This window comes from Skermanella mucosa (genome assembly GCF_016765655.2).
Taxonomy (GTDB): Bacteria; Pseudomonadota; Alphaproteobacteria; order Azospirillales; family Azospirillaceae; genus Skermanella; species Skermanella mucosa.
In genome coordinates this window covers 3,109,093-3,124,182 of sequence record NZ_CP086106.1, presented here as the reverse complement: position 1 = coordinate 3,124,182, position 15,090 = coordinate 3,109,093, and the positions used below count along the sequence as shown (strand labels likewise).

The window sequence follows — 15,090 nt, the reverse complement described above, 5'->3', positions numbered from 1 at the left end:
GCGGGAGCCATCACGCTGCACCGCTCACGCCAAAGGAGCGATGCCGCCCGGTCGTGCCGGACGGCATCATGCGGCTTCTTTAGATCCGGTGCGTGGTCGTCGTCGTGGTGCTGTGGCCCACCTCGGTGTCCTTGACCATGAATCCGAAATACGCGGCGGCAATGGCGATCACGGCATGCAGCCAGATGTCATTACCGTAAAGCGGGATCAGGCCGAAGGTGGTGTTCAGTCCCGGAATGAAGCCCATGACCGCCAGGACGGCATAGATCACGGCGACTGCCCGGGAATAGACGCGCGCGCCCCCATAGTTCCGGTACGCGGCGATACCCCAGATGCCGAAGATGATGTGAACAATGTTGTGCAGGATATTGACCGGGAACAGGCCGAACAGACGACCGAAGTTCTCGGTCACTTCCACGTCGGCAGCCTGTTCAGGCATGTGCATCAGTCCGGGAATGAAGCCGGCGACGCCGACCAGAAGGAATACGATTCCCAGGACAAGTGAGAAGTAGCGTGTGCTCATGGCTGGTTTTCCCCAAAGGTTGCACTGGACGTGTCCTGCCGCCCAACAGTGCGAAATCCCTTGGGTTCCCAAAAACCTTCGCGATCCGGATCAGGCCGGCCGCATGGCAGCCGTCAGCCTTTTTGCGGGTTCAGCGCCTGATCCAAGGTTTTGGCCTCCATGGCCCGGCGAACCATCGAGGTGATCGAACCGGGATCCGCGCAGGCTATGCGCATCCGTACTTCGTTGGGGATAGGGCCGAAGCGGTATTCGAGAATGTCGAGCAGCAACTCGGCCCTGCCCTCCGCCTTGCCCTCCGCCTTGCCTTCCACCCGGCCATCGGCTTTGCCGTCCGCGTACAATCTTTGAGCCATCGTCGCCACTTCGTCGCGCTCCTCTTTCGACAAGGGGGCCGTCAGCATGTCGAGGGTCGGCCGATCCAGGTCAGTATAGACATTGATCATGTAGATAAAAAGCTGGACGATCCTGTCATCCCGGTAGACTTCGTCGGAGGCCAGGGCAAGCAGCCGACTTCGAAATGCCCGTGTTCCGCGCGCCAGCTTGATGACTGCCAAACCGAAGCGCAGGAAGGGATCACGCGACAGATCCTCGTCCACCGTCGTGCGCATGTCGAAGACGGTATAAGCGAATTTCGGCACGAACGGTGCCAGTTCCGGACCGACATCGTACAGGCCCGAATAGTCCGGTGGCTCCGCCCATGGCTTTGTGCCATGACAGATCACCAGCGGAATGACCGGAGGCAACGGAGGTTTCCCGCCGCTGGCGATATGGTCTTCTCCGGTCAACGCGATGTAGCGCAGAAGCTTGGACAGTACGGCGGATGTCGGGCGTCTGCGGCCGTCATGTTCGATCAGGACCTGGGCAAGCGCGCTTCTCCCGGTTCGCAGGCCGATTCGGTAAAGGAGGTCCGTGTGGCTGTCGCGCTGGTCGGAATCGATGAAGGAGCCGGGCAGCAGCACGGGCAACTCCGGCGTCATCAGCGCCACGATCTCGGGCGGCAGCCGTTCGCGCAGGAAGGTCGCGGCGGTCGCCGGACGTCCGAGCAGGGTCTTGATGATATGGTCGTGGTGTGAGCTGCCGCGTGTCATGCGGAGCTTGTGGACTACAGGGGCATGCAGGGCAAGGCACTTCAGGTGCGTCCGGTTGTCACTTCGGGGACAATGCTACTGATGCTGGTTCAGAAGCTTGCGTTCTACCGTCTGAAGATGGCGGCGCATCGCCTGCGCCGCCTGCTCCATGTCCCGGTCCGCGATGGCGGCGACGATCTCCTCATGCTCGGTGAAACTGTGGTGCTTTGGATCGGGCTGCGTCCTGTTGGCGCGGAGTCGGCCCCAGGCCACCGCCCGCCTGACCGCGTTGAGCGTATCGAAGATGGTCAGCAGGAGCGTGTTCCGCGTGGCCTCGGCGATTGACCGGTGAAGGCGGTTGTCCCAGCTCTCGTACTGGCGCCAGGAGGCTGCCGTCCGCGACCGCGCCATGCAGGCCCGCATTTCCGCGATGTCGGCTGCCGTGGCATTGAGCGCCGCCATCCGCGCGATCTCCGGCTCGATCAGCAGCCGAGTCTGCATGACTTCGGCCGGATTGGTCCGGCTGGTCGTGACGGACAGATCGGCGAGGCTTTCCGTCGGCCGGCTGCCGATGAAGGTGCCCTTGCCGACATGGCGCCACAACTGCCCCTCCGCCTCCAGCGTCGCCAGGGCCTTCCGCAACTCGCCTCGGCTGACGCCGAGTTGCCGGCAGAGTTCGCGTTCCGGCGGCAGGCGGCTGTCCACCGTCAGCGGGGCCTGTGCCAGGAATGCCCGGAGTTGGGTCAGCGTGCCTTGTGGGTCGACACCGTTGGTCGTCATGGAGCCTCAACCAATTTCGTGATTGGTTCCCCATGATCGCCAGACAGCCCGAGAAAATCAAGTCATATCGCTTGACTCAAGCTCAAACCAAGCTTTACCATTGTGGTATTGGTTAAGAATGGTCGGGATCAACCCGGCCCGTGAGCATGTCTCGCAGACATCCGGTGATTGGCGAACCTATAGGGAGGAAGCCATGGCTTTGTTAGATCGGAACGTCCTGTCCAAGTCAGTGTCGCGCGCCGGGGCGGCGCTCGTCGTGGCCCTCGGCCTGTCGGCCGCGCCGTTCGACGCCGAGGCGGCCGGCAAGATCCGAATCGCTTTCGGCGACATCGCGTCGGTCGAAGCCCTGGGCTTCCTGACCGCGATCGAGCGGGCCAAGGAGCGCGGCGTCGATATCGACATCACATACCTTAAGTCCGAGGATATCGCCGCCCAGGCCGTGGTCGGCGGGCAGGCGGACATCGGCGTCGGCACGCCCTACGCGCTTCTCCAGAAAGTCCGCGCCCCGATCCGGATCTTCTACCAGATGAGCACGCTGCGCTTCTATCCCGTGGTCAACACGGAGTTCCACCAGGACTGGAAGGATCTGAACGGGCAGGAGATCGCGGTTCACTCCCGCGGCTCGGGCACCGAGGCGATCATGAACCTGCTGGCCAAGAAGAACGACATCCGTTACGGCCAGGTCAGCTACGTTCCGGGCTCGGAGGTCCGTACCGGAGCGCTTCTCCAGGGCAACGTCAAGGCGACCATCGTCGATTCCGCCGGCTGGCGCCTGCTCCAGGCACAGGCTCCCGGCAAGTTCAAGGTGCTGCCGGTGGAGGGCATCGACGCCAGCGACGAGGCGCTCTACGCCAACACCAATTTCCTGGAGCGCGAGCGGGAATCGGTCAACATCCTGACCGAGGAACTGCTGAACACCTTCCGGGAAATCGACGCCAAGCCCGCCATCGTCACCGAGTTCCGCCAGAAATACAACCTGCTTCCCGACCTGCCGGCCGAAGTCGTCGCAGACTTGGAGCCCTACTACAAGGATGCCGCGGATGTCGGCCTGTTCCCGGCCAATGGCGGCGGGGAGGACGCGGCCCGCGACGACTTCGAGTTCTACAGCGTCGCCGGACAGCTGCAGGGCGATCCGGCGAGCCTGAAGGTGGCCGATTTCTGGACGCTGGAGCCCCTGGACCAGGCTCTTCAGAAGGTCGGCCGGCGCTGACGCCGGCCGGTACGGAGACCTGACGAAGACCGCAAGGACCCGACATGTCGCAGCTTCTCGTCCATAACGCCGGTCCGCCGATCGGGCCGGCAACCGCCTTCGCCCGCTGGGCCGCCTCCCGTGACCATAGCCTGTTCTGGCGGCTGCTCTCCCTCGCGCTGTTCTGCGGCATCTGGGAGGTGGCGGGGCAGATCCCGGTCAACTATGCGCTGCCGCCTTTCTCCCAGACATTCATGGCGTTCGTCGGGATGGTGCTGGACGGCAGCCTGATCTCGGCATACGCAACCACGCTCCAGCCCCTGGTGATAGGCATCGTCATCTCCGCCGTCATCGGCGTCGGCATCGGCATCCTGATGGGGCTGAAGCCGATGGCGGAGTGGCTGGCCGCGCCCGTCTTCATCGTGATGCAGGCTGCCCCCATGGCGGCGCTGATCCCGCTGATCACGTTCGTCTACGGCATCGGCATGACCTCCAAGGTGCTGTCGGTCTGCGTCCTGGCGCTGCCGGTGATCGTGCTCAACTGCTACAAGGCGGTCCGCAACGTCAATCCGTCCCTGGTCGCCATGTGCCGCTCCTTCCAGGGCACCCGCTGGCAGCAGGTCGTGAAGATCGTCATTCCCGACGCCAGCCCGCTGATCTTCGCCGGCCTCCGCCTGGGCATCTCGGCCGGCTTCATCGGCATCGTCCTGGCGGAACTGCTGATCACGCCGACCGGTATCGGCGACCTGATCACCTACCATCGCTCGGTCGCCAATTATGCCGAGATGTACGCGACCATCACCTCCATCATCGTTTTCTCCGCGGTCACGGTCGGGGGCTTGCAGCGCCTCGAAGTGTCCCTGTTCCGCCCCGAGAAGAGGGAGATCGCCTGATGCAGGCCGCCATGCCCCGCATCCACGAAATGCCCGTCCCGGCCAAGGCCGACAACATCGTCGAGGTCCGCGGCCTGTCGAAGTTCTACGGCACCTTCGAGGCGCTGAAGGAGATCGACCTGGACTTTCCCCGCGGCGAGCTGATTTCGCTGCTCGGCCCCAGCGGGTGCGGCAAGACCACCCTGCTGAAGATGATCGCCGGCCTGATCGAGCCGACCAAGGGCGAGGTCCTGGTCAAGGGTCGCCCGGTCACGGGTCCGGGGCCGGAGCGCGCGTTCGTCTTCCAGGACTTCGCGCTGATGCCCTGGGCGACGGTCATCCGCAACGTCGCCTTCGGGCTGGAGCTCCGGGGCATGCCGAAGCCCCAGCGCCAAGAGATCGCCCGGCGCTACATCGCCGAGGTCGGTCTGGCCGGCTTCGAGGAACGCTACCCGCACGAGCTGTCCGGCGGCATGCGCCAGCGGGTGGGCCTGGCCCGCGCGCTCTCGGTCGATGCCGACGTGCTGCTGATGGACGAGCCGTTCTCGGCGGTGGACGAGCAGACCCGCCGCAAGTTCCAGGAGGACCTGCTGAGCCTGCGCCGGGTCCAGCGCAAGACCTTCATCTTCGTGACCCACAGCATCGAGGAGGCGGTCTATGTCTCCGACCGAATCATCCTGCTGTCGCGCGGGCCCGGCCGGGTATCCCGCATCATCAGGCCCGATATCCCGCGGGACGGCACTCCCGACGAGATCCGCCGCGACCGGCGCTACCTGGATACCGTCGAGGACATCTGGGACGGCCTGAAGCAGTTCGTCGAGTGAGCGGGGAAGGGGAGGGACGGCCATGACCCTGTTCGGTTACCGCGTGCCCATGATGTCCTCGCTGCTGGTCTGGTGCCTGCTGTGGGAGCTGGTCGGCCGCCTGGACCTGATGTTCCTGATCCCGCCGTTCACGGCGGTCCTGGCTGCCATGGTGGAGCTGGTGCAGTCGCCGCAGTTCCAGTCGGCCACGGTGGTGACGCTCCGCAGCTTCGTTGCCGGCATGGTGCTGGCGATCGTGGTGGGCGTGGCGCTGGGCGTGCTGATGGGCCGGTTCCGCGCCGCCGACCGCCTGCTCGGCATGTGGGTGAACCTGTTCGTCAGCGCCCCGCTGTCGGCGCTGGTGCCGATCCTGATGATCCTGTTCGGCCTGGGCGACGCCACCATCGTCGCGACGGTCTTCCTGTTCGCGGTCTGGATCATCGCGCTGGACACCCAGGCCGGGGTGAAGCACATCTCCGGCTCGCTGGTGGAGATGAGCCGGTCGTTCGGCGCCAAGCCGCGCGACGTCTACCTGAAAATCCTGCTGTGGGCGGCCTTGCCGGAGATACTCGCCGGCATCCGCCTGGGCATGATCCGCGGCGTGAAGGGAGTGGTGATCGGCCAGCTTCTGGTCTCGATCATCGGCTATGGTGAGCTGTTCGAACTGTACTCCCGCAATTTCCTGATGGAGCGGTTCTGGGCGCTGACCATCCTTGTTTTCGCTTTCGCCATCCTGGTGTCCGAACTGGTCGGCACCATCGAAAAACGCATCGAATACTACGCTGGAGTCCGTCAATGAGTGCCAATAGCAACGGCCGCTGGGCCTTCGAACCCGCCGCCATCCCCAGCCTGCCGATCCGCGGCTCCGACGCGCGCTTTCCGGTCCATCGCATCTACTGCATCGGCCGCAACTTCGCCGCCCACGCGATCGAGATGGGGCACGATCCCAACCGCGAGCCGCCGTTCTTCTTCCAGAAGAACCCGGACAACCTGGTCACCGACGGCAAGTTCCCGTACCCGGACCGGTCGGACGACGTGCATTTCGAGATCGAGATGGTGGTGGCACTGTCCAAGGGCGGCAAGAACATCCCGATCGACCAGGCGCTCGACCATGTTTTCGGCTATGGCGTCGGCCTCGACATGACCCGGCGCGACCTGCAGGGCGAGGCCAAGAAGCTCGGCCGCCCGTGGGAGATCGGCAAGGCGTTCGAGGCGTCCGCCCCGTGCAGCGAGATCATCCCCGTCACCGAGATCGGCCATCCGAGCCAGGGCCGCGTCTGGATGAAGTGCGACGGCGAGCAGCGGCAGGAGGGCGACCTGAACCAGATGATCTGGAAGGTGCCGGAGATGATCAGCTACCTCTCCGACTACTTCACCCTGGCCGCCGGCGACGTGATCTTCACCGGGACGCCGGCGGGAGTGGGCGGCGTCAAGCGCGGGAACGTGCTGGTCGGCGGCGTCGACGGGGTCACCGAGCTGAACGTCACCGTGGTCTGAGCCCTTCGGCCCGGAGTTCCGAAAGGGAGCATCGTCCGCCGACGATGCTCCCTGGATTTCGATTTTTCGACGCTGTATCAGGGTATGGCCGGCTGCAACGAAGTCCCGCGCCTGGAGTACCCTGGTGACACGCGTCAACCCTCTCGTTCACGAAACCGCCAGTCCGCCGATACCCGAAGCCCAGGGCTGGGCCAAACGCTATGACGGCGGTCGCGGCCCTCTGGTTGATCTGGCGCAGGCCGTTCCCGGCTACCCGCCCCACCCCGACATCCTCGAAGCCCTGACGAGCGCCGCCGCGTCGCCGCTGCTGGCCGGCTATGGCGCCATCCTCGGCGACCAGGACCTGCGGACGGCCTATGCCGGCCATGTGTGCGGGATCTTCGGCGCGCCGATCCGGCCGTCCGAGATCGCGATCACGTCGGGATGCAACCAGGCCTTCTTCGTCGCGGCGCTGGCGCTGGCGAAGGCCGGCGAGGCGATCGTCCTGCCGAGCCCCTGGTACTTCAATCACAAGATGACGCTGGACATGCTCGGGATCGAGGCCCGGGCTGTGCCCGCATCGGCGGAGGACGGGTTCGTGCCGGACCCGGCGCGGATCGCCGCCGCCATCGACGAGCGCGTCCGCGCCGTCGTCCTGATCAGTCCCAACAATCCGACCGGCGCCGTCTACCCGCCGGAAACGCTGCGGGCGATCCATCGCATCTGCCGCGACCGGGGCGTGGCGCTGATCCTGGACGAGACCTACCGGGACTTCCTGGCCGATGCCGGGACGCGACCCCACGACCTGTTCCGGCAGCCTGGTTGGCAGGACACGCTGGTCGAGCTCTACAGCTTCTCGAAATCATTCTGCATCCCCGGCCACCGGCTCGGCGCCGTGGTCGCCGGCGAGGCGTTCCTCGCGGAGTTCGCCAAGGTGATGGACTGCGTCCAGATCTGCGCGCCGCGGGTGGGCCAGCACGCGCTGGCGGCCACGCTGGAGCCGATGGCCGCCTGGCGGGAGGAGAACCGGCGGGAGATCATCGGGCGGGCCGCGGCTTTCCGGGCTTCGGCGGCTCGGTTGGACGGCTGGCGACTGGACGCGATCGGCGCCTATTTCGCCTTTCTCCGCCATCCCTTCGACGCGCCGGCCGCCGCCGTCGCCGAGCGGCTCGCGGAGGAGCGCGGCGTCCTGTGCCTGCCCGGCAGCTATTTCGGTCCGGGCAACGAAAGCCATCTCCGCATCGCCTTCGCCAACGCGGATCGGGCGGCCATCGAAGGACTGCCCGACCGGTTCCTGAACCTGACGATAGGATAGGACGATCCATGGACCAGGAAGAACTGGAGCGCCTGCGCGCGAAATACGGCCAACTGCACGGCGGCGAGGTGTTCGACCCGACCTTCCGCAAGGTCGCGGACACGATCTTCTCCAAGAGCGGCACGCGGCTCGCCCCCTATGCCGGCATGCCGACCTTCCTGACGGCGCCGCACCGGCCGATCGACCCGCAGGACCCGGATTTCGGCGACCTGCAGGTCGCACTTCTCGGCGTGCCGATGGACCTGGGCGTGACCAATCGCAATGGGTCGCGCTTTGGTCCGCGGGCGTTGCGGACCATCGAGCGGATCGGTCCCTACAACCATGTGCTCCAGACGGCCCCGGTCACCGAACTCCGGGTCGCCGACATCGGCGACGTGCCGTTCCGCAGCCGCTTCAGCCTGGACCTGTCCCACGAGGACATAGAGGCTCATGTGGCGAGGATCGTGGCGGCCGGCGTCGCTCCCCTGTCGGTCGGCGGCGACCATTCCATCTCGCTGCCGATCCTGAAGGCGCTGGGCAAGGGCCGGCCGGTCGGCATGATCCATATCGACGCCCATTGCGACACCAGCGGCGGGTTCGACCAGACGAAGTTCCACCACGGCGGGCCTTTCCGTCAGGCGGTGCTGGAAGGCGTGCTGGACCCGAAGCGGGTGATCCAGATCGGCATCCGGGGTTCGGCCGAGTACCTGTGGGAGTTCTCCTACGACAGCGGCATGACCGTCATCCACGCGGAGGAGATCACCGGCCTCGGCATGCCGGCGGTGATCGAGCGCGCCCGCACGGTGGCCGGCGATGGCCCGACCTATGTCTCCTTCGATATCGACAGCCTGGATCCCGCCTTCGCGCCCGGCACCGGCACGCCCGAGATCGGCGGCCTGACCACCCGCGAGGCGCTGGAACTGCTGCGCGGGCTGAAGGGCCTGGACATCGTCGGCGGCGACGTCGTCGAGGTGGCCCCGCAATACGACGCCACGACCAACACGGCCCAGGCGGGCGCGCAGATGCTGTTCGAGATCCTCAGCCTGATGGTCTATAGCCCGTCGATCGGCGCCAAGCAGTAACGAACCAAAAACAAAAGACCGCACGAACAGAACAGGAAGGTGAAGCGATGACCGAGTTCAACAAGTTCGGGATCACCCGGCGCAGCGTCCTGGCGGGGGCCGCGGCTGGCGCCGCCCTGCTCGCCATGCCCTCCATCCTGCGGGCGGCCGACCGTTCGCTGAAGGTCGGCGTCTATGGCGGGTACTTCCAGGAATCCTTCGACGAGCATATCTTCCCGGATTTCACCAGCGCCACCGGGATCGAAGTGGAGTCCATCTCGGAGCCGACGGGAGAGGCCTGGCTGGTCCAGCTGTCCCAGGCCGCCCGCGCCGGCCAGGCGCCGGCCGACGTGTCGATGATGTCCCAGGTCGCCATGCTGAAGGGGCAGGCCATCGACCTGTGGGCTCCGCTCGACCCCGCCAAGCTTACCAACCTGGGCAACCTGCTGCCGCAGTTCGTCAACAAGTACCCCGACGGGCGGATCGCCGGCGTGGGTGCGGTCGCCTGGTACATCACGCTGGTGACCAACACCGACGTCTTCCCGGAGGCGCCGGAATCCTGGGCCGCGCTGTGGGATCCCGCCAACCGGGACCGGCTGGGCCTGCTGGCGCTGGTCTCCAACTCCTTCCTGCTCGAAGTGACCGCCAAGACCTTCTTCGGCGGCCCCGCCAAGCTCGACACCGAGGATGGCATCCTGGAGGTCATGGACAAGCTGGCGGAGGTCAAGCCGAACGTCCGGCTGTGGTACCGGGACGAGGCGCAATTCGAGCAGGCGCTGAAGTCGGGCGAGATCCCCATGGGCCAGTACTACCACGACGTGACCGGCCTCGCCGCTGCCGACGGCAACCCCGTCCGCTCCACTTTCCCGAAGGAGGGCGGTATCCTGGATTCCGGCTGCTGGGCGGTGTCGGCGGCCTCCAAGAAGACCGCTGAGGCCCACGAATTCATCAACTACATGAGCCAGCCGCAGATCCAGGCGAAGCTGTCGCGCAATGTCGGGACGGCGCCGACCGTCGCCCGCAGCCTGACCGACCTGACGGACCAGGAGTTCGCGGCGGTATCCAGCGACATCGAGCCGATCATCCCGCGTTACGACCTCTACCAGACCAAGTCCGACTGGCTGAACCAGAAATGGACCGAGCTGATCGTCGCCGGCTGACTTGACCTGGGGGAGGCTATCCATGTCCGGCCTGGTACTTGAGGGCATATCCAAGCGGTTCGGCGGCGTCGCCGCCGTCGACCATGTCGACCTCGCCGTTCCGAACGGAACCTTCGTCTGCATGCTGGGGCCGTCCGGTTGCGGCAAGACGACCCTGCTGCGGACCATCGCCGGGCTGGAGGAGCCGACCTCCGGCCGGATCCTGATCGACGGCAAGGACATGACACGGGTGCCGGCGCATCGGCGCGACTTCGGCATGGTGTTCCAATCGCTGGCCCTGTTCCCGCACCTGAACGTCGGCGAGAATGTCGCCTACCCCCTGCGCATCCGAGGCGTCGGCCGGGCCGAGCAGGAGGCGCGCGTGGAGGAACTGCTGGCCCTGGTCGACCTGCGCGGCTATGCCGGCCGGCCGGTATCGCAGCTCTCCGGCGGACAGCGCCAGCGCGTCGCCATCGCCCGCGCTCTGGCTCTGTCACCCAAGCTGTTCCTGCTCGACGAGCCGCTGTCCGCGCTGGACGCCAAGCTGCGCGAGGCCATGCAGGTGGAGCTTCGCAAGCTCCAGCAGCGCCTGGGCATCACGACGATCGTCGTGACCCACGACCAGCGGGAGGCGATGACCATGGCCGACCTGGTCGTCGTGATGGGTCAAGGGCGCATCCAGCAGGCGGCATCGCCGGTCGAGATCTATCGGCGTCCGGTCAACAGCTTCGTCGCCGACTTCATCGGCTCCACCAACCTGATCATGGTCCGTGCGGGCGGGCAGGGCGTCGAGGCTCCCGGCGGCACCATCCCCGGCGTCAGCCTGGCGCCGGGCCAGGCGGAGGCGACGCTGTCGGTCCGGCCGGAGGACATCCACCTCGTCCCGGCCGGCGAGGCTCCGCTGACCGGCCGGATCAGCTTCATCCGGGACCTGGGCGCCAGCATCGAGACCTTCGTCGATGCTGATGGCACCCAGATCGTCGCGGTCGCCTCCCCGCGCGAGCGGGCGCATTTCCAGGTCGGCGATACCGTCGGATTGAGGCTCGATCCCGAAACCTGCCGGGTTCTTGCGTCGTGAGGGCGGATGCTCCGAAGCGGGCGGCGGACTACGCCCCGCTGGCCTTCCCAGCCCTGATGCTGACCGTCTTCTTCGTGGTGCCGTTCGGCATCATGGTGATGGTCAGCTTCTTTCAGCGCCAGCCCGGCGGTTTCTACACGCCGGACTTCGTGTTCAGCAGCTACGAGCGCTTCCTCACCGCCTTTTTCGGCGGCGTGCTGGGGTTCTCCCTGGGGCTGGCGGCGCTGGTATCCGTGATCTGCGTCGCGGTCGGGTTTCCTTTCGCCTATGAACTGGCCCGGACCCGCCGCCGGGTCCAGGTCGCCTGGCTGGTGGCCCTGCTCGCGGTGCTGTCCCTGTCGGAGGTGATCATCGGCTTCGCCTGGTCCACGCTGCTGTCGCGGACCGCGGGGATCTCCAACCTGCTGGTCTGGCTCGGACTGATGGAGAGGCCGACGGCGCTGACTCCCAACTTCGGCGCCGTGCTGACCGGCATGGTCTATCAGGCGTTCCCCTATACCGTGCTGGTCCTCTATCCGGCGATGGCGCGGCTGGACCCGACCCTGATGGAGGCGTCGCGCACCCTGGGCGCCCACCCGCTCCGCGCGTTCCTCACCGTCGTCGTGCCGGCGTTGCGGAACACGATCCTGGCGACCTTCATCATGGTCTTCGTCTTCGCGCTCGGTTCCTACCTGCTGCCCCAGCTCCTGGGACGGCCGCAGCACTGGACCCTGTCGGTGCTGATCACGGACCAGGCGGTCTATCAATCGAACCTGCCGTTCGCCGCCGCCATGGCCGTGTTCCTGGTTCTGGTGACGCTCTCGCTGGTGGGGCTCGCCTTGCTGGTCGGCCGGAAGGAGAGCGCGGCATGAGCGGCAAGCTGTTCCGGCGCGTTCTGTTCACCCTGGTCGCGCTGTTCCTGGCGGCGCCGCTGATCGTCATCGCCGGAGTGTCGGTCAACGCGCAGAGGACCCTGGTCTTCCCGCCCGCGGGCTTCTCCGTCCGCTGGTACGGCGAGATCTTCACCGACGCCGCCTGGCGCGGCGCCCTGACGGCCTCGGTGGCCGTCGCGGCGCTCTCCGCGGCGCTGGCGGTGGCGATCGCTTTCCCGCTCTCCTGGTTCCTGTGGCGACGCTACGCTCCCTGGGCGCGCGTGTTCCAGATGCTCGGCACGGCGCCCTTCATCCTGCCGCCGGTGATCACCGCGCTGGGCTTCCTGACGTTCTGGACGACGGTCGGGGCTTACGGGCAACCCTGGACGGTGGTGGTGGCGCACGGCATCTTCTTCGTCACCCTGCCGCTGGTCACGCTCTCGCTGGGGTTCGCGTCGATCGACCGGGCGCTGGTGGAGGCGGCGGCGACCATGGGGGCCGACGACCGGACCATCCTGCGAACCATCGTGTTTCCCCTGATCCGCCCCTACATCGTGTCGGGGTTCGCGTTCGCCTTCGTGCTGTCGCTGAACGAGTACATCGTCGCCTACATGACGGTCGGCTTCACGCTGGAGACACTGCCGATCAAGATCTTCAACTCGCTGCGCTACGGCTACACCCCGACCATGGCGGCGGTCAGCATCCTGTTCGTCGCGGTGGCGGCCTTGATCTTCGGCCTGATCGCCCGCTTCGGCGACCTGCCCAAACTGCTCGGCGCCTGGAGTTCGCGGGATTGACCAACGCCCCCCTGCGTCTCGCCCTGCTCCAGATGGAAGCGGTCGCGGGCGATGTCGCCGCCAACCTGGACCGCATCGCCGCCGCCGCCGAGGAGGCAGCCGCCGCCGGTGCCGGCTGCCTGCTGGCGCCCGAACTGGCGCTCACCGGCTATGGCGCCGGTTCCGCCATCCGGGACATGGCCGAACCTGCCGATGGCGCGCAGGTCGCGGGCCTTGCGGCGATCGCCGCCCGCACCGGAATCGCCGTGGTCTGCGGCTTCGCCGAAGCTGTGGACGGAGCCGTCTTCAACAGCGCCGCCGCGGTGCTGCCGGACGGCACCCGGCACGTCTATCGCAAGCTGCACCTGTACGGCGACTACGAGAAGGGGCTGTTCCGCCCCGGGGAGGCCGCTCCGGCGGTATTTCCTCTGGGAGGCCTGAAGGCCGGCCTGCTGATCTGCTACGATGTCGAGTTTCCGGAGATGGTTCGCCATCTCGCGTCATCCGACGCCGACCTGATCCTGGTGCCGACTGCCTTGCCGGCCAGCGAGCACGCCGCCTTCATCGCCCGGTCGATCATTCCCGTACGGGCTTTCGAGAATCAGGCGTTCGTCGCCTACGCCAATCACGCCGGACAGGACGCCGCGTTCGCCTATGCCGGGCTGTCCGGCATCGCGGCGCCTGACGGTTCCGACCTTGCCCGCGCGCCGGCGTCGGGCGCCCACCTGCTGGTTGCCGACCTCGATCCCGCCGCTTTCGGCGCCGCCCGCGCGGCGAACCCGTACCTGATCGACCGCCGAATGCGTTTCATCAGCGGATCCGACCAGACCTGAACCAACCAGACCTCAAGAGGAACGCCTCCCATGACCGCGACCCCGTTTCCGGAACCGGCCGTGCCCCCTCTGCCGGAGCCGTACCAGACTCCCTCGGCACTCAACTTCTCCACCGTGATCGGCTGGCCCGAGGGGCGGAAGCCGGCTGCTCCCGACGGCTTCGAGGTGACCCTCTACGCCGACGGCCTGGATTACCCGCGCTGGTTCCACCTCCTGCCCAACGGCGACGTCCTGGTATCGGAAGCCCGGACCCAGCTCAAGCCGGACCACAACCCCAACTCGCCCGCGGTCCAAGGCGACAAGCGCTCCCGCGCGCTCGGCCAGAGCGCGAACCGCATCACCCTGCTGCGCGATGCCGACGGCGACGGCGTTCCGGAAATCCGCGAGACCTTCCTGGAAGGTCTGAGTCAGCCTTTTGGCATGGCCCTGCTCGGTGACACGCTCTATGTCGCCAACACCGACGGCGTCCTGGCCTTCCCCTATGCAGAGGGGCAGACCCGCATGGAGGCCGAGGGCCGCAAGATCCTCGACCTGCCGGCAGGCGGCTACAACAACCATTGGACCCGCAACATCCGCGTCGGCCCTGGCGGGACCAAGCTGTACGTGACCGTGGGCTCTGCCAGCAACGTGGCCGAATACGGCATCGACGAGGAGCATCGTCGCGCCGCGATCCTGGAGATCAACCCGGACGGCAGCGGCGAGCGGATCTTCGCCAGCGGCCTGCGCAATCCCGTCGGCCTCGACTGGGAGCCGGAGACCGGCGTGATGTGGACGGCGGTCAACGAGCGGGACGAGTTGGGCGACGAACTGGTGCCCGACTACATGACCAGCGTCCAGGATGGCGGCTTCTACGGCTGGCCCTATTCCTACTTCGGCAAGATCGAGGATCCCCGTCTGCGCGGCCAGCGACCCGACCTCGTGGCGAAGTCGATCGTGCCGGACATGGCGCTGGGCTCCCACACCGCGTCGCTGGGCCTCGCCTTCTATCGCGGGACGGCCTTCCCCGAACGCTATCGCGGCGGTGCCTTCATCGGTCAGCACGGTTCCTGGAACCGGTCCGAGCTGTCGGGCTACAAGGTGCTGTTCGTCCCCTTCGCCAATGGCCGCCCGAGCGGCCCGGGCGAGGATTTCCTGACCGGCTTCGTCGCCGAACAGTCCAGGAGCGAGGTGTATGGCCGGCCCTGCGGCATCGCCGAGCTGCCCGACGGGTCGCTGCTGGTGGCCGACGACGCGGCCGACAGGATCTGGCGCGTCTCGGCCGTCCGCTAGTGGTCCGGCACTGTGGTTTTGAATGATTGAACGTAGGTCGGCCTCGGCCGAAGGCCGAGGCCGACAGCATGGCCGGAGC

At 66.7% G+C, this 15,090-nt stretch carries 16 protein-coding genes; 13 read left to right on the top strand and 3 right to left on the bottom strand.

Going from position 1 to position 15,090, the window contains the following annotated elements:
* Window positions 1-79: 79 nt before the first annotated feature.
* From JL100_RS14350 to JL100_RS14340, 3 genes are all read right to left on the bottom strand, one after another.
* Complete coding sequence (locus tag JL100_RS14350) at window positions 80-523, bottom strand: DUF4383 domain-containing protein (protein ID WP_202680371.1); 444 nt, start codon at window positions 521-523, stop codon at window positions 80-82.
* A 113-nt stretch (window positions 524-636) separates the two neighbouring features.
* The gene (locus tag JL100_RS14345; protein ID WP_202680370.1) at window positions 637-1,611 is read right to left on the bottom strand and encodes an Rpn family recombination-promoting nuclease/putative transposase; all 975 of its coding nucleotides are present in this window, start codon (window positions 1,609-1,611) and stop codon (window positions 637-639) included.
* Window positions 1,612-1,686: 75 nt separating this feature from the next.
* Window positions 1,687-2,370 (bottom strand): FadR/GntR family transcriptional regulator, encoded by a 684-nt coding sequence (locus JL100_RS14340; RefSeq protein ID WP_202680369.1) that lies wholly within the window; start codon window positions 2,368-2,370, stop codon window positions 1,687-1,689.
* Between the two features lie 193 nt (window positions 2,371-2,563).
* On the opposite strand from JL100_RS14340, the gene JL100_RS14335 reads away from it, so the two are divergent.
* From JL100_RS14335 to JL100_RS14275, 13 genes are all read left to right on the top strand, one after another.
* Window positions 2,564-3,580, top strand: a complete 1,017-nt coding sequence (locus JL100_RS14335; protein ID WP_202680368.1) for an ABC transporter substrate-binding protein — start codon at window positions 2,564-2,566, stop codon at window positions 3,578-3,580.
* 44 nt (window positions 3,581-3,624) lie between these two features.
* Window positions 3,625-4,452 (top strand): ABC transporter permease, encoded by an 828-nt coding sequence (locus JL100_RS14330; RefSeq protein ID WP_202680367.1) that lies wholly within the window; start codon window positions 3,625-3,627, stop codon window positions 4,450-4,452.
* On the top strand, window positions 4,452-5,255 hold the full coding sequence (locus tag JL100_RS14325; RefSeq protein ID WP_202680366.1) for an ABC transporter ATP-binding protein: 804 nt from the start codon (window positions 4,452-4,454) through the stop codon (window positions 5,253-5,255). The genes JL100_RS14330 and JL100_RS14325 overlap by 1 nt, the downstream gene beginning before the upstream one ends.
* A 22-nt stretch (window positions 5,256-5,277) precedes the next feature.
* Complete coding sequence (locus JL100_RS14320; protein WP_202680365.1) at window positions 5,278-6,033, top strand: ABC transporter permease; 756 nt, start codon at window positions 5,278-5,280, stop codon at window positions 6,031-6,033.
* Window positions 6,030-6,731, top strand: coding sequence for a fumarylacetoacetate hydrolase family protein (locus JL100_RS14315; RefSeq protein ID WP_202680364.1), 702 nt, complete (start codon window positions 6,030-6,032; stop codon window positions 6,729-6,731). Before JL100_RS14320 ends, JL100_RS14315 begins: the two co-directional genes overlap by 4 nt.
* Before the next feature lie 124 nt (window positions 6,732-6,855).
* Window positions 6,856-8,025 carry an aminotransferase gene (locus tag JL100_RS14310; protein ID WP_228421264.1) on the top strand — a complete coding sequence of 390 codons (1,170 nt, stop codon included), beginning with the start codon at window positions 6,856-6,858 and terminating at the stop codon, window positions 8,023-8,025.
* Between the two features lie 8 nt (window positions 8,026-8,033).
* Window positions 8,034-9,086 carry an agmatinase gene (speB, locus tag JL100_RS14305; RefSeq protein WP_202680363.1) on the top strand — a complete coding sequence of 351 codons (1,053 nt, stop codon included), beginning with the start codon at window positions 8,034-8,036 and terminating at the stop codon, window positions 9,084-9,086.
* A 47-nt stretch (window positions 9,087-9,133) separates the two neighbouring features.
* The gene (locus JL100_RS14300; RefSeq protein ID WP_202680362.1) at window positions 9,134-10,225 is read left to right on the top strand and encodes an ABC transporter substrate-binding protein; all 1,092 of its coding nucleotides are present in this window, start codon (window positions 9,134-9,136) and stop codon (window positions 10,223-10,225) included.
* 22 nt (window positions 10,226-10,247) lie between these two features.
* Window positions 10,248-11,282 (top strand): ABC transporter ATP-binding protein, encoded by a 1,035-nt coding sequence (locus tag JL100_RS14295; RefSeq protein WP_202680361.1) that lies wholly within the window; start codon window positions 10,248-10,250, stop codon window positions 11,280-11,282.
* Window positions 11,279-12,133, top strand: coding sequence for an ABC transporter permease (locus tag JL100_RS14290; RefSeq protein ID WP_228421262.1), 855 nt, complete (start codon window positions 11,279-11,281; stop codon window positions 12,131-12,133). The genes JL100_RS14295 and JL100_RS14290 overlap by 4 nt, the downstream gene beginning before the upstream one ends.
* Window positions 12,130-12,930 carry an ABC transporter permease gene (locus JL100_RS14285; protein ID WP_202680360.1) on the top strand — a complete coding sequence of 267 codons (801 nt, stop codon included), beginning with the start codon at window positions 12,130-12,132 and terminating at the stop codon, window positions 12,928-12,930. The genes JL100_RS14290 and JL100_RS14285 overlap by 4 nt, the downstream gene beginning before the upstream one ends.
* Window positions 12,927-13,742: a carbon-nitrogen hydrolase family protein gene (locus tag JL100_RS14280; protein WP_202680359.1), complete on the top strand. Its 816-nt coding sequence runs from the start codon at window positions 12,927-12,929 to the stop codon at window positions 13,740-13,742. Before JL100_RS14285 ends, JL100_RS14280 begins: the two co-directional genes overlap by 4 nt.
* Before the next feature lie 30 nt (window positions 13,743-13,772).
* The gene (locus tag JL100_RS14275; RefSeq protein ID WP_202680358.1) at window positions 13,773-15,011 is read left to right on the top strand and encodes a PQQ-dependent sugar dehydrogenase; all 1,239 of its coding nucleotides are present in this window, start codon (window positions 13,773-13,775) and stop codon (window positions 15,009-15,011) included.
* Window positions 15,012-15,090 lie beyond the last annotated feature (79 nt).